The 23,537-nt window shown below is 53.2% G+C and carries 17 protein-coding genes; 14 read left to right on the top strand and 3 right to left on the bottom strand.

The features are described from left to right. Positions 1-39: 39 nt before the first annotated feature. The 14 genes from H8S61_RS04740 (at position 40) to H8S61_RS04675 (ending at position 20,992) form a co-directional block, all read left to right on the top strand. On the top strand, positions 40-1,788 hold the full coding sequence (locus tag H8S61_RS04740; RefSeq protein WP_186938113.1) for a cell wall-binding repeat-containing protein: 1,749 nt from the start codon (positions 40-42) through the stop codon (positions 1,786-1,788). Further along, the gene (locus H8S61_RS04735; RefSeq protein ID WP_186938112.1) at positions 1,785-4,010 is read left to right on the top strand and encodes a cell wall-binding repeat-containing protein; all 2,226 of its coding nucleotides are present in this window, start codon (positions 1,785-1,787) and stop codon (positions 4,008-4,010) included. Before H8S61_RS04740 ends, H8S61_RS04735 begins: the two co-directional genes overlap by 4 nt. A 103-nt stretch (positions 4,011-4,113) precedes the next feature. Further along, positions 4,114-5,220, top strand: coding sequence for a glycosyltransferase family 2 protein (locus H8S61_RS04730; RefSeq protein WP_186938111.1), 1,107 nt, complete (start codon positions 4,114-4,116; stop codon positions 5,218-5,220). Positions 5,221-5,430: 210 nt separating this feature from the next. Further along, entirely contained in the window at positions 5,431-9,627 is a 4,197-nt protein-coding gene (locus tag H8S61_RS04725; protein WP_186938110.1) for an RICIN domain-containing protein, read from the top strand. A gap of 194 nt (positions 9,628-9,821) precedes the next feature. Next, positions 9,822-10,946, top strand: coding sequence for a glycosyltransferase family 4 protein (locus H8S61_RS04720; protein WP_186938109.1), 1,125 nt, complete (start codon positions 9,822-9,824; stop codon positions 10,944-10,946). 12 nt (positions 10,947-10,958) lie between these two features. Next, complete coding sequence (locus tag H8S61_RS04715) at positions 10,959-11,948, top strand: LCP family protein (RefSeq protein WP_186938108.1); 990 nt, start codon at positions 10,959-10,961, stop codon at positions 11,946-11,948. Between the two features lie 74 nt (positions 11,949-12,022). Beyond that, entirely contained in the window at positions 12,023-12,841 is an 819-nt protein-coding gene (locus tag H8S61_RS04710; RefSeq protein WP_233789708.1) for an ABC transporter permease, read from the top strand. Then, entirely contained in the window at positions 12,831-13,628 is a 798-nt protein-coding gene (locus tag H8S61_RS04705; protein ID WP_186938107.1) for an ABC transporter ATP-binding protein, read from the top strand. Before H8S61_RS04710 ends, H8S61_RS04705 begins: the two co-directional genes overlap by 11 nt. A gap of 9 nt (positions 13,629-13,637) precedes the next feature. After that, complete coding sequence (locus tag H8S61_RS04700; RefSeq protein ID WP_186938106.1) at positions 13,638-14,366, top strand: IspD/TarI family cytidylyltransferase; 729 nt, start codon at positions 13,638-13,640, stop codon at positions 14,364-14,366. A 2-nt stretch (positions 14,367-14,368) separates the two neighbouring features. Further along, the gene (locus H8S61_RS04695) at positions 14,369-15,394 is read left to right on the top strand and encodes an alcohol dehydrogenase catalytic domain-containing protein (RefSeq protein ID WP_186938105.1); all 1,026 of its coding nucleotides are present in this window, start codon (positions 14,369-14,371) and stop codon (positions 15,392-15,394) included. Between the two features lie 15 nt (positions 15,395-15,409). After that, positions 15,410-16,555 (top strand): CDP-glycerol glycerophosphotransferase family protein, encoded by a 1,146-nt coding sequence (locus H8S61_RS04690; RefSeq protein ID WP_186938104.1) that lies wholly within the window; start codon positions 15,410-15,412, stop codon positions 16,553-16,555. A gap of 188 nt (positions 16,556-16,743) precedes the next feature. Then, positions 16,744-17,853 (top strand): DegT/DnrJ/EryC1/StrS family aminotransferase, encoded by a 1,110-nt coding sequence (locus H8S61_RS04685; RefSeq protein ID WP_186938103.1) that lies wholly within the window; start codon positions 16,744-16,746, stop codon positions 17,851-17,853. A 49-nt stretch (positions 17,854-17,902) separates the two neighbouring features. After that, positions 17,903-19,111: an ATP-grasp domain-containing protein gene (locus tag H8S61_RS04680; RefSeq protein ID WP_186938102.1), complete on the top strand. Its 1,209-nt coding sequence runs from the start codon at positions 17,903-17,905 to the stop codon at positions 19,109-19,111. 48 nt (positions 19,112-19,159) lie between these two features. After that, the gene (locus tag H8S61_RS04675; RefSeq protein WP_186938101.1) at positions 19,160-20,992 is read left to right on the top strand and encodes a TDP-N-acetylfucosamine:lipid II N-acetylfucosaminyltransferase family protein; all 1,833 of its coding nucleotides are present in this window, start codon (positions 19,160-19,162) and stop codon (positions 20,990-20,992) included. A 36-nt stretch (positions 20,993-21,028) separates the two neighbouring features. On the opposite strand, the gene H8S61_RS04670 is transcribed toward H8S61_RS04675, so the two are convergent. The 3 genes from H8S61_RS04670 to H8S61_RS04660 form a co-directional block, all read right to left on the bottom strand. After that, on the bottom strand, positions 21,029-22,303 hold the full coding sequence (locus H8S61_RS04670) for a sugar-transfer associated ATP-grasp domain-containing protein (protein WP_186938100.1): 1,275 nt from the start codon (positions 22,301-22,303) through the stop codon (positions 21,029-21,031). After that, positions 22,276-22,575 (bottom strand): hypothetical protein, encoded by a 300-nt coding sequence (locus tag H8S61_RS04665; protein ID WP_186938099.1) that lies wholly within the window; start codon positions 22,573-22,575, stop codon positions 22,276-22,278. Before H8S61_RS04665 ends, H8S61_RS04670 begins: the two co-directional genes overlap by 28 nt. A gap of 75 nt (positions 22,576-22,650) precedes the next feature. Then, complete coding sequence (locus H8S61_RS04660) at positions 22,651-23,532, bottom strand: NAD-dependent epimerase/dehydratase family protein (RefSeq protein ID WP_186938098.1); 882 nt, start codon at positions 23,530-23,532, stop codon at positions 22,651-22,653. Between the last annotated feature and the right edge of the window lie 5 nt (positions 23,533-23,537).

Genomic DNA, 23,537 nt, shown 5'->3' with positions numbered 1-23,537 from the left:
GGTACGTTGTTCAAAAGGCGAATGGGGAAGGATGTTTCGATGGACTCATCTCGAATGAGCCGCACGTACGTTGCGGCACTGTTTTCGTTATTGCTAGTGTGCCTGCTGGCGATGCCTTCGATCGCTTGGGCAACGACGGAAGAGAACCGGGACCCGGCGAGCGATGCCGAGATTGCCGATGCGTTAACGAGCGGCGTCATCAAGTCCGAGAGAGATGTGGATGACGGGCAATCGGCCGACGGCGAGGCTGCGGCTCTTTCCTCGTCAAGGTTATCGTATCCCGTCTCCGTAAAGAGTTTTTCTGGCGCGACCATGTTCGAGACGGCCGTTGCCGAGGCGAAGGCTGCCTACCCCTCGTCCGATACGGTGATCTTGGCGGGTCCCGGCGACTCCTGGGTCGACGCGCTCGCGGGCGCGGGCTTGGCAGGCGCGCTGGACTGCCCCATCCTGTTCACCGAGCGGACGTCCTTGCACGCCGCGACCAAGGAGGCTCTCGAGCAGATGGGCGTGAAGAGCGCCGTCGTCCTTGGGGGCACGGCCGCCGTCTCTGACGGCGTGGTGGAGGAGCTCAAGGGCATGGGCATCACCTTGAAGGCGCGGCTGGGCGGCGCCGACTGCTACGACACGCAGATGAAGATCTACGACTACGGCCTGGACAACGGCTTGTGGGGCAAGGATGTAGTGATTTTCGCAACAGGCGGGCATTATGGCGATGCGCTGTCGGCTTCGCCCGTGGCGTTCGCCAAGAAGGCTCCCATCTTTCTGGTCGACAGCGCTACGAAGGATTTGAGCGAGGTCCAACGCGAAAGCCTGACGCAGGCTGCGAAAAACGGTTACGGTACAACCGTGTTGATCGCTGGCGGTGTTGAAGCCGTGTCAGCTGCAGCGGCAGGCACTGCTGATTTCGTGAGCTCGCTGGCTGGCGGTTCGGGTGAAAGCACGCGCCTCGGTGGTGCTACGCAGTACGAAACCAGTTCAGCTATTGCTTCGTGGGCGGTCGCTAATGCCGAATTCAGCTGGGATAACACCGCTTTCACTACAGGCGATGCTCCTTACGATGCGCTGGCGGGATCGGTTCTGCAGGGCAAGGCGAAATCGGTGATGTTACTGGTATCGCCTACGAACGTGAGTGCGATATCCGTTGCAGCTGGCGGGAAGGCGAGCGTGTCGTCCTTGCGTATCTTCGGTGGGAAGAGCGCGGTGGAGCCATCGGTACGCATTCGTTTGGCCGAGGCGTTCGATATCCCCGCTGCTTCATTGCCAGGCTTCAAGGTGTATGTCGATGCGGGTCATGGGGAGAATGATACTGGCAACGGTGCGTATGCCTCGGGCGCGGTGAGCGGCGGCTACGTGGAAGCCAAGCTGACGGCTGAGCTGGCCGACATGGTAGGCAACATTCTAAAGAACGACTACGGTGTGAACGTGTACGTAAACGACGATGGCGGGCCGTACAAGTACCGTCATGCCGAGGCGAAAGCGCTAGGATGCGACGCTATCGTTTCCATCCATTTCAACGCCGGGGGAGGAACGGGTACTGAATCCCTCATCCATAACTACAATGCGTCGTTCATGTCGTCTTTCTGGCAAAGCCAGATCCATCCTTACCTTATTAAAGGTGTAGGTTTGACGGATCGAGGCAAGAAAACGCAGGAGGTTGCCATTTTGGGCGGTACGTTGCCGGCGACGCTCTTGGAAGTATGTTTCATCGACAATGCAAGCGACATGAGGCAGTACCAGTCGCGCAAGGTTGAGATTGCTTACGAAATAGCAGAAGGGATCGTATCATGACGTACTCCACAACGAAGAATCGAACGGTCGGTCAGGTGCTACTGGCCTCGGTTCTCGCGATTCTGCTATGCGTGTATTCCGTGCCCATGGCTCCGGTGCGCGCGTATGCTGACGATGGTGATGCGCAAGTGGGCGTAGGATCCAAGGGCCCTACCGCTGATGACGTGTCGAGCGTCAACGATGGATCGGCTGGTGAAGGCGAGAAGGGTAGAACTGGAAATCCAAACAAGATTGAAGGGGCGGAGGATGCCGCCGATGGGGGCGAGGCTGTGCAAGATGCGACCGGTGGTGGTGTCGGCGAGGGCTTGCCCGCTGGTTCGGGCTCGGATCGCCCTGCCGAAGGCGCGGGGCAGGCCCGGGAGGAATCCGGCGAGCTGGAGGCAGCTGAGAACGAGGGTGGCCAAGCGGAAGGTGCGATCGATGAGCCTGAGTTGACCGAAGAAGAGCAAGCCGGGGCGTTCAGCGCGATCACCGACGAGGAGATTGCTGAGGTGCTGTCGGCGTTGGAGGATTCCGAGACTTCGGAGGCGAGCGAGGGGGTTGCGACGCTGTCGCTGAGCGGCTCGGGCGGTGTGAAGAAATACGAAGGCGCGACCATGTTCGAGACGGCCGTTGCCGAGGCGAAGGCTGCCTACCCCTCGTCCGATACGGTGATCTTGGCGGGTCCCGGCGACTCCTGGGTCGACGCGCTCGCGGGCGCGGGCTTGGCAGGCGCGCTGGACTGCCCCATCCTGTTCACCGAGCGGACGTCCTTGCACGCCGCGACCAAGGAGGCTCTCAAGCAGATGGGCGTGAAGAGCGCCGTCGTCCTTGGGGGCACGGCCGCCGTCTCTGACGGCGTGGTGGAGGAGCTCAAGGGCATGGGCATCACCTTGAAGGCGCGGCTGGGCGGCGCCGACTGCTACGACACGCAGATGAAGATCTACGACTACGGCCTGGACAACGGCTTGTGGGCTTCAAGTATGGTTATCGTTGCCACGGGTGGGCACTATGGAGACGCGTTATCTGTGTCACCCGTGGCATTCTCGAAAAAGGCTCCCATCTTTCTGGCTCGAGACGGCAATTTGCCCACGGCTCAGAAGAACGCGTTGACTGCTGCATACAAGCACAAGGAGATTTCATCGGCAGTAATCGTCGGCGGCACTGCGGCTGTGTCGACTCAGGCGGCTGGCTTCTTGCGTGAACTGGGTTCGCTAACGCGCCTCGGTGGTGCTACGCAGTATGAAACCAGCGCGGAGATTGCTGCGTGGGCTGTAAAATATCAGGGGCTTTCGTGGGATGCGGCCGCGTTTACCACTGGCGCGGCTCCTTATGACGCGCTTTCGGGGTCGGTACTGCAGGGAAAGACTAATTCGGTGATGCTACTGGTGGATGATTCGCTGATGGCTGCGGTCAAGGAGGCATCCGTTAACAAGAGCTCAATTTCCAGCATTCGTTTCTTCGGTGGCACGTCGGCGATTTCGCCGAGCCTGCGCACCTTGATCATGAGCTATCTGTCTGACAAGATAACCTATGAAAGCACGGGCGTAAGTCTTTCGCGAATGGCGAGTTTGGAGGGCGTATCTGCAAAGACGTTAAATCCTGATATCGTCAGCTACGAGGACAGCGAATTCTACCAGTTCGCGGTGTTGAACGAGGGCTATTCCGGCAAGGTGACGGCGGCGCAGATCGACGCGTTTATTGAGAAAAACTGCATGTACAGCGAATCCGCTTACGGGGTGACCAGCAAACTACGAGGTACGGGCAAGTACTTCATTGAGGCTGCGAAAACCTATGGTGTGAACGAAGTGTACCTGTTGTCTCATGCCATTCTAGAAAGTGCTTGGGGATGCTCTACGCTTGCCCAGGGTAAGGTGTCCGGTTATAAAGGCTATTTGAATTTCTATGGTATCGGAGCTTACGACCTCGATCCAGATAACGGTGGTGCCGCTTTGGCGAAGAGCAACAAGTGGACGACGCCCCAGAAGGCCATCGTGGGGGCGGCGCAATGGATTGCGAAAAGTGGAAATCGCTATTTAAATAACGCTTACCACCAGAATACTCTGTACAAGATGCGGTGGAACTACGAACAGGCGACCAAGGAGGGCGTCGTGTGGAAACAATATGCCACCAGTCCTACGTGGGCATCCGGCATTTCTAACGTCATGGCCAGCTTCTATTCTTATGCGGGTATCGATAAGGGAAATACGGGCCTTAGGTTCCTCGTGCCATTGTACTCATAAATCGTACAACGCTTAACGATTTGCCATAGTAAGGCGAAGCGCGGCCGGCCGGCACGGCGGTCGCGCTTTTGTCATTGTTTATTCGTCGAATAAGGAGGGTGCCATGTCGTCAGAGCCGCAGGTGTCGGTGATCGTTCCCATGCATAACGCTCGGGATTATATCACGGCGTGCATCGATAGCGTTTTGGCGCAGACGCTCATTAACTTCGAGTTGATTTGCGTCGACGATGGATCGACGGATGAAACATACGCTCTGGTGGAGGAAAGTGCGGCTCGCGACGGACGTGTGCGCTTGCTGCGTCAGCGCAATGCCGGTCCCGGCGCCGCTCGCAATGCGGCGTTGGACTCGGCGCGGGGAAGGTACGTGTACTGCTTAGACGCAGACGATTTCATTGATGCCGGTTTGCTGGAAAATTGCGTTGAGGCGCTGGATCGATCAGGTGCGGATATGGCGCTGGTGGCGTTTCGCACCTATAACGAGCAGTGCCGGCGCGCGTTTCCTGCTGAATGGAGCATGCGGAACGAACGGGAGTTTCCATCGTATCCTTCGGGTTCATTCTCGCGAGAGACAGCGCCCGATCTGTTTTTCGAGACAGTTCAAAACGTTCCTTGGAACAAGGTGGTGCGTCGCGATCTGCTGGAGGGGCGTGGCATCCGCTTTCAGGATCTGCGTCTGACCGAGGATCTCATGTTCTCGTTACCTGCGGCCGTTGCGGCGAAGCGGCTTGTGCGTCTGCCGTCGCCGATGGTGACCCATCGGGAGTTCGCCGGCACGAACGTCATGTCCGACAAGGGTCGGTATCCTCTCGATTTTCTGGATGCATTCGCAGCGTTGCGCACATGGTTGGAAAACGAAGGATTGTACGAACTTCTTCGGGTGGCGTATCAGACGTGGCTGCTCGATGCCGTTTACTATAACTTGCCCACGTACCGCGACTTCGATGCATTTGCGATTGCGTACGATCGTTTGGCTGCAGAGAACTTGCGGGAGTTCGACTTGGCAAGCCTCGATCCCTCGAATGTGCGCGATCGTCGGCACCGGGCGTTGCTGAAAGGTTTGCGGACGGGGTCGAGGGAGCGCTTTCTACTCGCGTGCGCGAATGTCGAAGCAGATGAGGTGCAGGAGCAGAAGTGCGGCTTTCAAGAGCGGCAAACTTCGATGAAATGGCTGGCGGAGCGTATGCGTGATCGTCTGAGGGTCCGTTCTTAGCTCGCAAGGGTAGGCTTTCGTTTCGACCGTACGCTCGGTTTAGCTAACGTACTCGAGACGTTCGCGTACAAGCTTTGTCCGCTTGAGCTTCCATCAACCCGTCCCTCTGGGCATGTAACAAACGACATATTTCGTGCAACAAACGACCGTTCGTTGGGCAGCTTCCCTTTCTATAATACGGGTAGAGAAAGGGCGGATAAAGGGGATGCCATGAACGGAACGGACAAACGAGTTTCGTCGCGTACTGCAAAGGCTCTGCTCGCGGTGGTGCTGGCAATTGGCTTGTGCCCCATTCCGGCCTATGCCGACCAAGAACTCGAGAATTGCTCGACGTATTCGGAAGATCGGAATCGATCAGGTGCGGAAAGCGAGGGTTTGGAAGGGTCGGGAAACGCGGGCGAAGGTGCAGTTAGTTCTAAAGCGTACGATGATATTAGCTCTTTCGTCCATGGAAGCGCCGTCGAAAAAGGTTCGTCTGACGAAGTCGGCGACAAGTTTGAGGATTCTTCGTCCATTGGCCGGACGGAAGGTGGCGCCTCGAGCGACGATTTGGCTTCGTGCGAGGAGGAAGGGCAGGGCGACGTCCCTGAAATGCCGGATGAGGGAGATTTGCCGGACGGATCCGCGAAGATCGACGAGGGGGAGATGCTCGAGCAGGCGATCGCTGGGATGGCGGATGAGGTTGCCGTCGATGCCGAAGCGGCGGACAAGGCTCGTCTTGTCCATGATGCGTTGGCCAAAGCCGTGACGTACGCGCAGGATGTTGAGGGCCTTTCTGAGAACTTGCGGTTGTTCACCGCTTATGGTGCCGTGGTTGATCAAGTCGCCGCGTCGCAGGGTTTCGCGTATGCGTATGAACTCATTATGCAGAAACTGGATATCGAATGCGTCGTGGTCGAACACGTAGAGGAAAACTATGCTTGGAATATTGTGAAGATCGGCGACAGGTGGCTGCACGTCGATGCCGCCGCCGACGCCGTTTTGTATGCCGAGCATTGCGCAGGGGACCATGGTTCGGAATGCGACGGGGAGTGCTATCGGGCGTACTCGTTGGTGACCGACGACTTCATGGCCGCTGATGAGAACGACCAGTTCGCCAAGAAACATGCCTCTTGGATGCTTTCTGACGATCCAGGAGCAACCCCCGACGACGCCGTCAACGATTCGGTCGATGGTTCCATAGTCGAAGACGAGAAGGCCGCCCCAGAACCTTCCGGAGATGGAGACGGTGTCCTGAAGAATGATGATACTCTGACCGAAGGCAAAGACTCATCCCAGAATGAAGGAGCCGAATCAAGCAACGCCGATCCTGATAGCGGAGAGAGTCGAAGCGAAAAGCTCGATGATTTTGCGGAGGCGATGTCGACAGGTTTTACTACTGCTGACTTGAACAGGGTGATTCCTCGTACGTACAACGGAACTGGCCAGTGCCAGGGATATGCGAAGTATATTGGGAGGCAGCTAACAGGAACTGATCCATGTGGGTCGTCGCTTGATGGTTATGGTAATAATGTAAACGCAAATCGCGGGTGGACTAAGTACGGAAGTATTAATGCTGCCGGAGGGTTGCGTGTGGGGGATTTCATACGCATTTATACTCAAGAAGGTGGTCATGCGGCGATTGTGTATAGCGTGGGGAGCGGTACGAATCCGGAAATTCGCGTGACTGAGAAATGGGGTTCAAATGTCAATATAAAAACAGGGGGCTATTTGAACGGCACTGGTTCGCTTCGCTATTTAAATCAGATCAAGAACCATAAAGTCTATTATGTATTGCGATGGACTCAAGACACTCATTCCCACAGCTTCCCGGTGAGTGCCGTATCCTATTACAATGACGTTAACCACACGGTCAACTATGGACGTTGCTCGTGCGGGGCATCGAAGGCGTCTGAGCGACAAAACTGCACGTTCGTTTGGAAAGGCCTCAAGAGCGTGTGCTCCGGCTGCGGCGCGGAGTACGTTTATCATGAAGGCGACGGAGAGTACGTGACCGTGCGAAATACCTCCGTTTTCAATGGGGACAATCCGGATACCGGGTCGCAGATCACCATACCGTCTGGTTTGGTGCTCAAGGTGACTGGTGTAAAAGTGAGCAGCTGGGGCCGGTATGTCGGCAGGGTTACGTACAAGGGTAAGACCGGATACGCTCACTTGGCGGACTTCAAGTTTAACGGCACGGCTGGAAAGCATGTTTTTTCGAGCGGCGTATGCTCGCAGTGCGGCATGGTGCAGGTGGGGAGCGCTCCGGGTATTTACAAAACCAAGACCGATACGACGCTGTACTATCAAAACGTATGGGCGTCTCAGCGTCGGGTCGTCAAGAAGGGCGAGCAGGTGACCATCATAAAGGTTGAGCCCACCACCCATAACTGGTATTGGGGGTATACGCCCGATGGATATGTGGTCGGTATGGACCAGCTGGCAGCTAAGGCTTTCGAATCGGGTCGGAACGGTTCGGTTGCTACCGTTGCGGACGGAACGTACCTCATTACCAGTGCCTATAACACGGCGTTCGCGTTCGACATTTATGACGCGTCAAAGAGTAACGGTGCCCAAGTGCAGCTGTGGCACAACAACGGCAACGTGGCCCAGCAGTTCAAGCTGAAAAAGAACACTGACGGTACTTATCTTATAACCAATGTTGGCTCGGGCAAAGCTCTCGACGCCTCTGGCGGTGGGCTTGTCGATCATACGAACACGGTTCAATGGGACGCCCATAACGGCGCGAACCAGCGCTGGTACGTTGAGCGGTGCGCCGACGGCACGTTCACCTTTCGCAATCAGAACAGCAATCTGTACCTTGACGTGAATGGCGGAAACGTCGCTGCCGGCACGCAGATCCACCAGTATCATGCGAATCAGAGCCATGCGCAGAAATTCAACCTAGTTCCGTTCGGGGGGACCAGCTCGTTCGCCGGCTCCGGTTTGGTGGTTACGGGGGTGAATGAGTCTTACACGTTCACCGGGAGCGCGATATCGCCTAAGCCTACCATCAAGAGACTCGCATATGCTTTAGGAGCGTTGCGCGTGCCCGGGTCTGGGACGTCGTCTGGAGGCTGGACCTATGCCGAAACGTGCACGCTGGAGGCTGGAAAAACCTACTTGGTCGAAGTGGATAGCGTATCGAAGCTCGCCGGCAATGCCTCAGGAGCCGACATGCTCCTGTATGATTTCGAAAGCAATCGCACCATCGTCGAGCATACGTATTCTTTCTCGAAATCGAAGCAGTCGAAAACAATCGTTCCTTCGAAGACGGGCAAGCTCATCATGTACGCCGGGAGGGTGGGGCAATGCCAGGGTTGCGCGTCGCAATGGGATGGCATCCGGGTATACGAAGTCCTCGAGAAGGACAAGGATTACACGCTTTCCTACAAGAACAACGCTACCGTAGGGTCCGGTAGCGTCGTGGTAACGGGAAAGGGATCGATTTCCGGATCGAAATCAATCGGGTTCAGCATCGTCGAATCGACCAAGAAACAACTGGTTCGAAAGGCCGGAAACACTGCTCTGGATACTACTTCGAGTATTGTGCAGGAAGGGTTTGCTAAAGGTTCGTGTGACACGGTGGTGGTTGCGACGATGAACGGGTATTGGGACGCCCTAACGGCTTCTGCCCTTGCGGGGTTGAAACGATGCCCCGTACTATTGACCGATCCGAATGCCCTTAGCTCTCAAGCGGCTTCGGAAATCAAGCGCTTAGGTGCATCGAAGGTTGTCGTTGCTGGCGGCAACGCAGCGGTTTCGAGCAGGGTAGAAACTTCGCTTAAGAGGATATCCTGCGTCAAGAGCGTTCAGCGTTTGTCGGGGCTCACCGCAATCGATACGGGTTTGGCGTTGTATCGTTCCGGCAAAGGAAGCTGGGGGAAGACGGCTATCGTGGCAACATCGGCGACGTTCCAGGATGCGCTCTCCATATCGCCGTACGCGTATGCCAAGAAAGCCCCAATTTTTTTGGCCAACGCCTTTACGCACAAGCTCGATCAGGAAACGCTTTCGGCTGTGAAGTCGGGGGGTTTCACTCGTGTGGTGATCGTAGGCGGTACTGCTGCGGTTTCGAAATCAGTCGAATCTCAGCTCAGGGGCATATCTGTAGTTCGTTTGAGCGGCGCGACGGCGTACGAGACGTCTTCGGAGATAGCTTCTTGGTGCGTGAGCCAGGGAATGAAGGCCGACAATATGGGCATCGCGACAGGGAGATCGTATTACGACGCTCTCACGGGGTCTGCGTTGTGCGGGAAGAAAGGCGCAGTGCTAGTGCTGGTTGACGACGCCAACAGAAGCACGATCGATGCTTTTGTGAAAAGGCAAAAGAAGGCAATCTACCGCACCTTTGTTTTTGGGGGAGAGGCGGCGGTTTCTGGGGCGACGGCATCGTATATTTCTAAGGCGATCAAGGCAACATAGAATGCCCGATTAGGCGGAGGGGCCTGAATCGATTCCTCCGCCTTTCATTCAATCCAAGAGTATCGTTCGCCATCGTACTTCGTGTATGCAAGGTTTGATATCACTCGATGCTGCTATAATGCATAAGTTGGGTTCGTTTTGATCAGGTCGCTTCGCCGTTTTGAGCAAGAAGAGATAGGGTTCACAGGTCTTCCATGGAATGGTACCAAGCTGCAATAGTGTTTTGCGTGGCCTTTGCGGTCACGTATCTCATGGTGCCCGTTTCCAAGAAGATTGCCGTAAGAATAGGGGCTATCGATTATCCGGGCTATCGGCGCGTCAATAGGGGGCCGGTTCCCCGGTGCGGGGGGATCGCGCTGTACGTCGGTCTGATAGCTGCTTGTTTCACCATGTTCCTCGGCGTGCGGTTTTTCGACTGGGATCTGCATGACTTATACATTTTGAGCGACATCAATTATATTTTGCTGTATGTTGGCGTTACCGCTATGTTCACTGTGGGGCTGGTGGACGATATCACCCAGCTCTCACCGGGTGTAAAGTTCGTGGGCCAGATCGTTGCCGCAGCTGTCGTCGCACTTTCGGGCATTACCGTTGGTGCGGTGCGAACCCTGGGTGTGGGCGACTACTTTACGTTAGGTTGGTTGGACTATCCCCTTACTGTGCTGTATTTGGTAGTGTTCGTAAACGTTACGAACCTCATCGATGGGTTGGACGGTCTCGCTTCGGGTCTGGTGGCCATCGTTTCGGCGAGTCTCATGTATCTGGTTTGGGTGCGCGGAAGCTTCACGCTCGTCCTGGTATGTTTGGCGCTCATCGCGGTATGCCTGGCCTTCCTACGATTCAATTTTTTCCCTGCTTCGGTGTTCATGGGGGATTCGGGTTCTCATTTATTAGGCCTGATCGTCGGCATCGTTTCGGTTGTGGGCGTGGTGCGCACGCAGAGTTTTATGATCATGCTTGTGCCTCTAGTGATTGCGGGTGTTCCCGTGCTTGATACGATCTCTGCAATCATCAGGCGCGGACGTGCCCACCAATCCGTCGGGCATGCTGATTTGGGGCACGTTCATCACCGGTTGATGCGCGCGGGTTTAAGCCAGAGACGATCTGTTGCCGTACTGTGGTTGTGCACTGCTGCTCTCGCGGTGGTAGGATGCCTCATGGGAAGCTTTTCAGGGCCGGTGCGCTGGATCGTCTCCCTTGCTTTTGCTGTGGTTTTGTTTTTCGTTATATGGAAATTCGGTCTTTTCAAACCGGTCTTGCGGCATCATTACGACAACAAGGGAAAACGCGGTCCTCGTGTTCCGCGCCACCAACGATAAGCTGCAGAGGCCATGGCTGAAGTATCAGAAGCACAGAAAAGGCAGTCGACGCGAACTGCTGCGGTCACCGTCGCAGTGGTTGTTGTCCTGTCTCTGGTATTCGTTGGATTGGTCGCTTTCTTGGATGGCGTTGCCGATCAAGCGGAGACTGGCAACGCTTCCATTGCCAGCGTCTCTTCAACCGATCCGTTTTACGTACTGTTGATCGGCTCTGATTCGCGTAAAGGGACGGCGTTGTATACGGGAAACAAGGCCGACCACGCGCAGCTTGACCAACACTCCGACATTATGACGCTTATGCGCGTCGATCCGGAGACGTATCTTATTACGCTTGTGTCCATTCCTCGCGATACCGTTTTAGAAGGGTCGTCTTCACGGATCAACGATGCGCTCCTTGACAACGATCCTCAAAAGGTAGTGGACGAGGCCGAGAAACTGACGGGCGTCGAGATACCATATTACATGATGACAACTTTTACGTCCTTCGAGGCGCTAATCGATGCAATGGGAGGCATCGTGGTGGACGTGCCGAAGGATATCAAAGTACCTGATCCGATGACCGCGGAAGACGTTACGGTAAAAGCGGGGGAGGATCGGTATCTCGATGGGTCGGAAGCTCTAGTGCTGGCTCGCGCGCGCAAGGAATACGGTGACAATCAGGAAGCGCTACGTCAGATCAACGTGCGCAATCTCGAGATCGCCATGATACAAAAGGTACTTGATCTTGACAGCGAAAAAACCGCAAACGGCGTGTTGGTGGATCTCGAGGAGAACACGAGCACCAACTTGGACATGGCTGCTGTGGGTTACCTTATGATTGACTTCATCACACATAAAGAAGAAGTGGTTATACACTCATGTACAGGGCCTTATCGAGGCGCCGAAAACGCTGATGGGTTGTGGGTGGTTGAAGAAGATGTCGAAGCATGGGCGGAGCTTATGGAAGTCGTTGATGCGGGAGGGGACCCTTCGGAAATAGTCGAGCTTCCTTCCCACTCCTAGGACGGGCATCGAGGCCCTCGGCCCGCTATGCTATCATGTGACTTTGTCTATACGCGATGTTGAATGGGAGTGTTGTGCTGAGTGCTCTTGCAACGATATTGAGGGACAATTGGGAGTGGCGAAAGCAGATTGGGCGTCTGGCCATCTTCGAGTTGGTTAAGAAGTCTCGCGGAGCCGTATTGAGCTGGGCGTGGTTCTTCATCAAGCCCGGTATGTACATCTTCTGCTTCTGGTTTGCGCTCGACGTGGGTCTTCGCGTGGGAAGCGGATCATCGGACGCGGGTGCCCCGCCGTACATCTTGTGGCTATGCGCGGGTTTGATACCCTGGTTTTTCATGCAGGATATGCTCGGTGCCGGCATTGATGTCATGCATCGTTACCCGTATTTGGTGAACAAGATAAAGTTTCCGCTCAGCGGTATATCCACCATCTTCACGGCGGCAACTATGATTGTGCAGCTTATGCTCATGGTTGCGCTATTCGTCATTTACTTCGCTTGCGGGATGCCGTTTGATGTGTACTTGCTGCAGGTTCCGTTGCTATTGCTTCTCATGTTCGTGTTCTGGGATTTGGCATCTATCCTGTTCAGCCAGCTTTCTGCCATCAGCAAAGATGTCGCGAACCTTATGCATGCTATGTCCACGCCGTTTTTTTGGCTATCGGGTGTCATCTTCAATGTTAAGAGCGTGCCCGTAGAGTGGATACAGGCGATCCTGTACTTCAACCCTATCACGTTCTTCGTGACTTCGTTTCGCGGAGCGTTTTACGACAAAGTGTGGTTCTGGGAAAATCCGCTGCTCTGTGCAGGTTTTGCTACGACGTTCGTAGTCACGCTTGTTGCGGCGGTGTTCGTGTACAAGAAGTTCAACGAGGAGGTGGCCGATGTCCTCTAGCGGACTCTCTTCTTCGTTGGGAGATGCGAAATCGCTCCATAAGACCAGCGTGAGCGATGAGGTCGTCATCCGCTTCGATAGCGTGACGAAGACCTACAATCTCTACAAGAATGATCGAGGCAGGTTTCTTGGCATCTTCAACTACAAGAAGAAAGGCATGTTCCTGGGCAGCGTCGATGCAAGCAAGAACTTGTCATTTGAAATTAAAAAGGGCGAAGCGGTTGCCTTTTTGGGTCGCAACGGTGCTGGTAAGAGCACGGCTCTCAAGATGGTGACAGGCGTGACCCATCCCACCTCTGGCGAGGTGGAGGTGGAAGGTCGCGTAAGCGCGCTACTTGAGCTGACGGCCGGCTTCGATATGCAGTTAACGGGGCGCGAGAATATTGCTCTGCGCGGACAGATTCTCGGACTAAACAAAAAAGAGGTCGGCAGGATTGAGCCGGCCGTAATCGATTTCGCTGAGTTGGGCCTCTACATCGATCAGCCGATGCGAACGTATTCGAGTGGTATGAAAGCGCGTTTGGGATTCGCATTCGCGGTGGCTATCGATCCGGAGATACTGGTGGTCGACGAGGCGTTGTCGGTGGGCGACCGTGCTTTTCAACGCAAGTGCATCGAGCGCATCCGCGAGATCATGATGGACGAGAGCGTGACCGTGCTGTTCGTTACGCATGCATCTGCAACGGCCAAGGAATTCTGCAGTCGGGGCATTGTTTTGGATGAAGGAGCGAAAGTCTTCGACGGCAGCATAAACGATGCGACGGCGTACTACGAAGAGAATTACTAGGAGTGGGCGATGTCTGATCGAACGGGAGACGGACGTGTTTTCGCTGCGATCTTAGCGGGTGGATCGGGTGCGCGCATGGGAAATCCAGACAAGCCGAAGCAGTTCTATCTGCTTGGGGGCAAACCTATTCTCGTGCACACTGTTGAAAAATTCTGTATGACTGGCTTGTTCTGCGAAGTTGCGGTATTGAGCCCCCCTACGTGGATGCGCCAAACGCGTGACCTGATCGAGAAACACTCCCCGCATTATGCTGGAGCTGTCACTGTGTTGGAAGGCGGTCCTACGCGGAGCGATACCATTCTGAATGCACTTCGCTACTTTGAGGGACGATATGGCTCCGCTTGTGATGACGTGATCGTCACTCACGATGCAGTCAGGCCTTTTGTATCGTATCGCATTATCGAGGATAACGTGAAAGCGGCTTGTTTACATGGCGCGTGCAACACCGTTGTTCCTGCAACCGATACGATCGTGGAAAGCTGCGATGCCGATACCATTTCGTCCATTCCCGACCGCAGCAAGCTCTATCAGGGTCAAACTCCGCAATCGTTCAACTTGCCTAAGTTGAAAGCTTACATGGAGCAGTTGACCGAATCGGAGAAGGGTTCTCTGACCGATGCATGCAAGATATTCGTGGTTAACGGTGAGAGGGTCGTGCTGGTGCCGGGGGACGTCTCTAACATGAAGATCACGTATCCTCAGGATATGCGTATTGCTGAAGCGCTGATAGGGGAGTAGCAGTGCTCAACTGTGTGTATAGGCTGATCGCTCCACGTATGTTCGAACCGGTGGAAATCGACGTTTCGACGCAGGGGAAGCGCGCGATCGTGCGTCCGACACACCTTTCGATATGCAATGCTGATATGCGCTATTATCTGGGGAAGAGAAGTGTTGAGGCGCTTTCGAAAAAACTGCCTATGTCTCTTATCCACGAAGGTATCGGCACGGTGGTCGAAGATCCAACTGGTTTGTTCAGCCGAGGAGACCGCGTAGTACTTTTGCCGAACAACCCGCACGAGTCCAGCGAGCATGTGGCAGAGAATTACCTTTCCAGCAGCGAATTCTGCGGGAGCGGGTTCGATGGTTTCATGCAAGAGTACCTAGTGATGCCCCCTTCCCGCCTAGTTGCTTTGCCTTTGGGCGTCGATGCGAATATCGCCGCATTCACTGAATTGGTTAGCGTCGCCGTACATGCGGTTACCCGTTTCGAAGCTATTGCCCATGAACGCCGTGATGTCGTAGGGGTTTGGGGTGATGGGAACCTGGGCTTTATTGTCGCTTTGGTTCTGAGAATGCTGTATCCTGACATGTTGATTGTCGTGTTCGGGCGCAATAGTTTCAAGTTGGCTGACTTCACGTTCGCTGATCGCGTTTGCTTGTCGCATGAAGCGGCCGACCTCCCTACGGTAGACCATGCGTTTGAATGCTGTGGTGGATACGGAAGCGCTAAGGCAATTGAGCAGATCATTGATCTCGTCAAGCCTGAAGGGACGATTTCGCTATTGGGCGTGAGCGAGAATCCGGTGCCCGTAAACACACGCATGGTTCTGGAGAAGGGACTGAGGTTGTTCGGTAGCAGTAGAAGCGGCAGAGCGGATTTTTTGCGAACTGTCCAGCTGTACCAAGAGCATCCTTCGATGCTCGAGTATTTGAAGTCACTGGTCGGTGATGTGATCCCCGTTCGAACCACGCAAGATATGACAAGCGCTTTCGAAGCCGATGTATGCAAGCCCATGGGGAAGACCGTCATGCAGTGGAACGTATAAGGTAAGGTTGCCAGGGTGAGTTTTAAGAAACTGCTCGTAACTTGCGCTAAGGCTGTGTTCAATGCGCTGTATCGACTTTTTGGGTTGCTTGGTCGGCGCGACGAGGTCCTTTTTGTTTCAAGGCAGTCCGAGAAACCTTCTTTGGATTTCCTAGAGTGCGGAGCAGAGTTTCAAAAGCGAGGTTGTCGTCCTGTGTACCTTGCAAGACGGCTTACAAGAAAAACGCTAGTCGCTTATGCTTTTCATACGCTCAAAGAGACGTATCATTTGGCACGTTGCAGGGTGTGCGTTCTTGATCGGTACGATCCTGTCGTCAGCCTAATTCGCTTTGACTGCGAACCTTCAAAAGAAGTTGATTCGGCACGACATCGAGAATTCCCGCGTGTTCCGGTGATTCTGCAGCTATGGCACGCATTCGGTGCATTCAAGAAGTTTGGTTACCAGACCATTGATGTTTCGGAGGGCCATTCCGATCAGGAAGCCGCTCTCTTCAGGATACACCGTAACTATTCCTGGGTAATTTGCTCGGGCGAGGGCGCTCGTGATGCTTTTGCAGAAGCGTTCTCGTACCCTCGAAACAGGGTGCTCCCGCTTTGCCGTCCCGAATACCGAAAGCTCATCGAGATTCGAGATGTGGTTGCCGGCTCCTGCAACGCCTCGCTAACATCGTTGCTTTTTGTTCCCACAGTACGAAAATATGACAAAACCGCACATCCTTTTCGAGATCTGCATGGCGTTCGCGACCACTTATTCGATTCCGAACGCTACGAGTCTCTGTGGGCGTTTCACCCCCTCGAAACGGGCGAAGAGGCTTCTCTCGGCGTTCCGCCTGCACTTCTCAACGCAGAGTATGTGATAACCGATTACTCGTCGATCGTCTATGAGGCCTATTTGCTAGGCAAGCGCGCTGTGTTTTATATTCCCGATATCGATCATTATCGTCGTTCTCCGGGCTTGAACTCCGATCCGGCTCTCTTGTGCCCCGATCTGGTCGCTTTCAGCGCTCAGGAGCTTGTGGCAAAGCTTGATGCGTGGCGCAACGATCCGGATAGCTATCCGTTCGATCAGTTCGAAAGGTTCGTGGGAGATTCTTTCGAGGGCGCAAGCGACGACCCTGCTTTGGCGATTGTAGAATTTGCCTTATCAACGATGAGCCGCTGATTCGTTCTCGAAGGCGCGATTGTTCGTGTCGGTTATTGTGTCTGTTGTTCCGGGCGGCATCATTTTCGGCAAGATATAGTAAAATGAGTCTATGCATAAATTACAGCTTGGGAACATTTGCGCAATGTAGGCCCGGTTTTATGTGGATACCCTGATTCCTGACGCACGCATGTTGAAAGACGATGATCATGGATAAGCGAAAAATATTCGTAACGCATTCCTCCATGCCTTTACTGGAAGAGTACATTGAGGAAATAGCTCCGCTTTGGGAGTCTCATTGGCTCACAAATAGGGGAGCTAAGCATCTGCAGCTCGAAACAGATCTATTGCACTACCTGGGGGCGAAGAACATCTCCTTGTTCACCAATGGGCATGCTGCGCTTGAATGTCTGCTCGAGGCGATGCACTTGGAAGGCGAAATTATCACCACACCTTTCACGTTTGCCTCCACGACCCACGCAATTGTACGTCGAGGGCTGACTCCGGTATTTGCCGACATCAATCGAGATGATTATACGATTGATCCAGCGAGCGTCGAGAGCCTTGTCACCTCTCGCACTTGCGCGATCATGCCCGTTCACGTGTATGGAAACCTCTGTGATACGGAGGCTATCGGCCGTATCGCCGATAGATATGGCTTAAAGGTGATCTACGATGCTGCGCATGCGTTCGGCGTGAAAAGGAATGGTGTTCCTGTATCGGAATTTGGCGACGCATCGATGTTCTCATTCCATGCGACGAAGGTGTTCAATACCATTGAAGGTGGGGCTGTAGTATATAGCGATGCCGCTTTGAGTGACATGCTTGAGCGATGCAAAAATTTTGGGCTAGCTGATTCTGAAACGGTTGATTTTGTTGGTACGAATGCAAAGATGAATGAGTTCTCAGCGGCGATGGGATTATGCAACCTTCGCCACGTGGATAGCGAGATCGCCAAGCGCCGATTAGTGGTGGAGCGCTACAACGAGCGTCTTTCGCGTGTAGAAGGCGTGCGGTTGTGCTCCATTCCGATGGGGGTCAAGCACAACTACGCCTATATGCCAATCGTGATTGAGGATCAGTTCGGTATTTCGAGAGACGACCTGGCTTCAGCCTTGGCCAACGAGGGTATTTTTGCGCGCAAGTACTTCTTCCCGCTGATCACCGATTTCGACTGCTACCGCGAATCGTATGATTCGAGAGCCACTCCCATCGCGAGGGATGTATCTTCTCGCGTGCTTACCCTTCCGCTTTACGCTGACTTGAACCTCTCGGACGTCGATGTGATATGCGATGTCATCTCGGCTTGTTCTCGTTGAGCTTTGAGTTTAGTCTGCACTGATCAAAGAACCTGAAAAGAGGAATGCTATGAACCCAGCCGTACTATTGCTTGGTGGCTCCGAGCAGCAAATCATTGCTATAGAGACGGCGTGCAAGCTTGGGTATCGTACTGTGCTGTGTGATTATCTTGAAGATAACCCAGGGCAAGCGTACGCTGATTCGTTCTATTTGGTGAGCACGACGGATAAGGAAGCCGTGCTTTCGGTAGCGCGTAAGGAGTGTGTTGACGGCATTGTCGCGTACGCTTCGGATCCTGCAGCCCCCACTGCGTCTTTCGTGTCTGAGGAACTTGATTTACCTGGACTGCGGTACTCAATGGCTTTGAATTTTTGCGAGAAGCATCGTTTTCGCACCTTTCTTTCGGATAATGGGTTCAATGTTCCGAGATCGCTCGAATTCAATGTAGACGAAGGGGTTGCTGCTGATGCTGTCGAGGCGTTTCGCTTCCCGGTGGTTGTGAAGCCTACGGATTCTTCTGGTAGCAAGGGTGTCACCATTGTTCGCTCGCGGAACGAGCTGGAAGGTGCCGTTGAAGCGGCGAAAGTTTATTCGCGGAATAGAGTGTTGATCATCGAAGAGTTCATCGAAAGGGCTCACCAGCATGTTGTTGAAGCCGAGCTGACGGTTTCGGGAGGCGAAGTGGTGACATGGGGCCTAATCAACAGCATTCGGGATACGGAGTCAAACCCTCTTCTACCGGCGGCTTACAGCTACCCTCTCGAGCTCGACTATGCCCAGAAATCTATAGTGAAAGAAGAGATTGCTGCGCTGATTCATGCGAGCGGCATGCAAGCAGGGTCTTTCAACATCGAAATGATCATCGACGCAGATGGCAGATTATTCTTCCTTGATGCCGGACCTCGAAACGGTGGCAACATGCTACCCGACTTTATATCGATGATTGCACGCGGCGATATCGTTGAAGCGACTTTGCGCATGGCGATGGGGGAACGACCGGGCAGCGAGATAGCTCTCGATGGAGAAGAAGGAGGCTTCTGGGGCCTCGTCGTGTTTCATTCTTCGCAGGATGGCGTGTTCTCGCATGTTGACTATTCTTCAACGGCTAGGAATAGTCTCGTGAAAGAGTGCATGTTTGTCGAGCCAGGTGATGAAGTCAAGCGGTTTGTGACATGCGACAAGGCATTCGGGTTTGCCTTCCTGCATTTTGAAAAGGAGCAGGAAAAGCTGGACGTGATGAACGATTTGGGCAGGCATGTGCGAATCGTACTGCAGTAGGTAATGTTATGAATCTGAAAGCGAAAAGTCGATAAAGCAGAGGAAGCGATGAAGTATCTTCATATTATCCCGCCAAGTATAAGAATGATGACTACATACGTAAACTTTATTGAGGATAATTTCGCTGAAGCGGATCAGCATGATTTCGTATCGATACGTCCTATTCCTAATGGTGAAGCAGAGCTGTTCGATGCCGATAATAGATTTGGCCTGTCGGGCGATGGAGTGAAGAAGCTCAAAAACCTACGAAAATTGATCAAAGAATATGACCATGTCATTTGGTACAGTTTTATCGTCCCTCATAGGTATGCGTTATTCCTTGCTGTGCATCCGCGTGTTAGGAAAAAGTCGACATGGATTGTTTGGGGCATGGATCTGCATAACTGGCAGATAAAGGGTGGCTCATTGTCGGCAAGGGTTAAGAACTGGGCCCATCGTGCAGCACGCCGGGGATTCAATACCGTGGTTTGTCTGGAAGAGGATGACAGGACTAAATATCTGAGAGAGCTCAATGCTCATGGGGTGTGCGTACGAGCGAACCTTCCCATGAGTAAAGAATCGTTTCGCGAGCTTGAAGGGATGAGAATAGCCGGAGATCGAGGTACTGGCAAGACATTCATTCAGGTGGAACACAATTCCCATAGCTTCAACAACCATCTTTCAATTCTCGACAGCTTAGCTGCAGTCGACTGTGAGGATTTCGAATACTATCTGCCTCTCGCTTATGGGACAGCTGACGATTGGGAGGGTAATCCAAGCGATTATCGGGATTTGGTTGTTGAGCGGTCCGAGGAGCTTTTTGAGAGTCGCTCACATGTTTTGTATTCAATGATGCCGACCGATGCCTACACTCGTTTTCTTTGGAATATGGATATAGCTATATTCGGTAGTGAACGCCAGAATGGCCTTGGCAATATCCTCCGCTTGCTTTATGTGGGGAACAAGGTGTTTCTTCCTCGAGCAAATCCAACCTACAAGCGATTGAAGGATCTCGGATACGAAGTCTTCGCGACAGACGATATTGCCTACATGAGTACAGAGGAATTTCTTGAAAAGCCATCGAAAAAGGCAGTATCGGACGTGTGCGATTGGATCATGGAATCATATTATCCAGACAATCTCGCTCATATGTGGCGGCATGTATTCAAGGTAATGAATCGGGAGGAGACCGTCGAAGAGTACGATGCTCGAGCTCATCAAGGTGGGATGGTGGTGAGGCGTCCCGAACCTTTCGAAAGCACGCCAAAGTTCAAAGAGGGCACTCTCAATCTTAAACCTTACATCTGGAAAGGACATCATCGCGGTACCTGTGGTCATGTTTACATTGTCGGGTCGGGAGAATCGGCCTATCGCATGACTAATACCGCTATGCATTTGCGCCAGGGAATGTACGTGAAGGGCTTTATTTGCGAGAGCGATGAGCTGGAGAATGCTCTCGACGCGGTTTATTACGAAGGCTCGCTTCACTCACATTTTCCCTTTACTGAGACTGATCGTTTCATTTTGGCTGGGGCTACGCCGGAAGCTCGAGAATATGCTTACAATGCTCTGGTCGAACAGGAAGCCAATTTGGAATCCTTTATCGCCAACAGCGCTATGCTAGGAAAAGATGTGGAGGTTGATGATGCCTCTCTTGTGAGCCAGGGAAGCTTTGTCAACTCGGGCACGCGTATTGGCAAAGGCGTATATATTGGTCATGATGTGGTTATTGGCTTGAACTGTTCCATTGGAGATTGGTGCATTGTGGAAGACGGGGTTTACCTGGGGGATGGAGTATGCCTGGAGCCTCGGTGCGTTCTTCGTGCGAAATCTGCAGTTGAGAGTCGTTGCGTTCTCGAAAGCGGTACATGCGTTCCTTTCTCCGAGATTGTCTCCTTTTGATCGTAAGGAGACAATCTCGGAGCGGTCGTTCCGGAGTTATATTTTGGGAAGCTCTGTTGTTGAATGGCTGATCGAGACCGTGCAGTCTTTCGGTACTCCCGCGAATGCGTTCTTGTCTATGTTGGCAACGGATGACGGGATACAGATAGAGGTCACCTCCTTGCCGGCGAAAGCTCGTCCGAGAATCCTGGTTACCTTTTTACCTCGAAGCGTTTCCGGAACTTTTACCGATAGCGCTTGGCCTGCGTATCTTACAATTTCCACGTGATCGCAATACTCTCGATAATCCCAGTTCCAGTTCGCACGATCGTAGAAGAATCGTTTGATGAGAATGTCATCCAGAATGGGTTTCAGCGTTTCCTTGTCGATATAAGAGGGTATTCCGTTCATTTCGAGGAGTTCTGCGGAGCCGCAGCAGTTGAGCTCGATGAGAATGGCTTCGCCTTGCTCGTCGATAGCGAAATCCCACGAGATATAGCGTAGCTGGGGTATTGTGGAGTGGAGCTGCTTTGCTTTGTCGACCGCTTTCTGATAGTTGTACAGCTTGTGTCCAGCAAATTCGAATCCGCTTGGATGCCTGTCGTACCGAACCCCGTGATGGTCGACTGCAAATGAAGCGCAGATGCCGTCTTCGTTCACGCTGCAAGCGATGCCCCCAGCAGCCCAGTTGTCAACCTTTTTGTCGGTACCTCCCATTCTCCATACGGTTCCAATAAGTCTCACTTCGTTTTTTATGAAAAGCGTTGCGATTCTGAGCGTGTTCAGGGAGTCGGGGTGTGCCGCCGCATATGATTCATGGTTCTTTATGACTTCCTGGCAAATAAACTTCTCCTTCATGCGGGAGAACACGTGATTGATCGCCTCTGCATCAGAGTTCTTGTCAAGGAATTCGATGCCCTTGCCCTCTTCTCCGTCGTCCGGTTTGATAATGAGCTGCCGGGTGGTTGGCTTTCGCAGTTCGGCGGTGACAATGTCGATTGCCTCTTGTCGCGTAATCAGCCGTCGATCTTCCGTATAATAGCGTGCCCACATATTACGGATAATGGTTTTCGGGTGCTTTGCCTGGGGAAAAACGAGATCCAAAAAGTTCTTGTTTCGAATGAGCGCAACCGTGATGTGGTTCCAATAACGATTGAGGTAATAGTACTGAAGGCCGAATCCGATATAGGAGGCATTGAATGCGCCGGATATGCCTGAGAAATATCTTTGCGTTTCAGGATTGTTCTTGTAGGCGAAAGAGTATCGATCCCAAAATTCTGCAATATCCTTTTTCTGTTCTTCGGTTAGTTCGTTTTCAGGATCAACAGCCATTCTGAATAGGTATTCATCCCGCTCGTATACTTGTCGCATCTTGCTCTGAGCGTTTCTTCGAGCATTGACAATATCCGCGATCCGTTCAAAAAAGCGCCCCCTGCACACGCTGTTTTCATCGACGGGGGGGGGGTATTCGTTTCAAAAGCCTCAAAGGCGCTCGAGAGATTGTTCTCGCTCACTTGAGTCAAGATCGCGGAAATGTCCTTACCTTGTTGCTGAATTGTATTCATAATCAATTCCAGATTGATCTGCATTTGCCTAGTCATCATTCTTCTATCCTTTCTTCGGATGTTCAGCCCGGTACCGGGCTTCAAAACCATAACACAGAGCATGGAGCATTGTCGCTACTCTTCGTAATGGTTAAAGATGCATTCAATGGAATCACGAAGGTCGTGTGATGGCGTCCACGCGAAATCAGAGAAGAATCTCGAGCTATCGAGTCCTGAATTGTGCCATGGCCGATCAGTGTCGTACGTTGCTCGTACCTGGTAGCCACGTTGCTTTGCCGTCCGCTCTATCGCAGACATGATGGTGTCGAACGCATAGCCCCCACATTGCGGGCCGAGATTGTATACGTCTTTCCATGTCGTCGGTTCGTGTAGCGTCATAGTGACGAGAGCGTCAGCCGCATCACGGATATCAAGGAAGCCAAAAATCTGATCGCTTCCTTTTGCTGTGATAGGCTCGCCGTTGATGATTTTCTTGGCGAAGAAGTTGATAAAGCGCTGGTCGAATTCTGGTCCTATCAGGCTCGCAAGCCTGATGTGCGCATGCGGCGTGTCGGCGAGCAGCGCATTGCAGATAAGTTCGGCGGAATATTTTCCCAACGCGTACCCGCTGGTCGGATTCAGAGGCTCTTTCTCGTCTGCATACTGCTCGCGTGTTTGAGAATAAACGCTTTGCGACGAAATGTTGATGACCGATTTTACTCCGTTCTCCTTGGCGGCTGTAAAAAGGTCATAGGTGTATGCCAAACCGGATGCCAGCTCCTTTCCCTCTTCTGATCGGGGAAAGGAGCAATTAACGAGAATGTCGATTGGCTGGGAGCTGAGAGCGGAGAAATCACAGCGATTTACATGCATGAACATCTCGGTGTGCGAAAAGCTGGCATTGAGCCGCTCGCGCTTGGAGGAAAGCGCCAAAACGGCATTTCCAGAGTTCAGCAGCAGCCTCGTCATTTTGAAGCCCAGATATCCCGAAGCGCCCGCGATCGCGATGTGTTTCATCGTGC

Origin of the sequence: Eggerthella hominis (genome assembly GCF_014287365.1) — a bacterium.
GTDB lineage: Bacteria > Actinomycetota > Coriobacteriia > Coriobacteriales > Eggerthellaceae > Eggerthella > Eggerthella guodeyinii.
The sequence above is the reverse complement of the archived record's forward strand: the minus strand, read 5'-3'. Positions and strand labels throughout refer to the sequence as shown.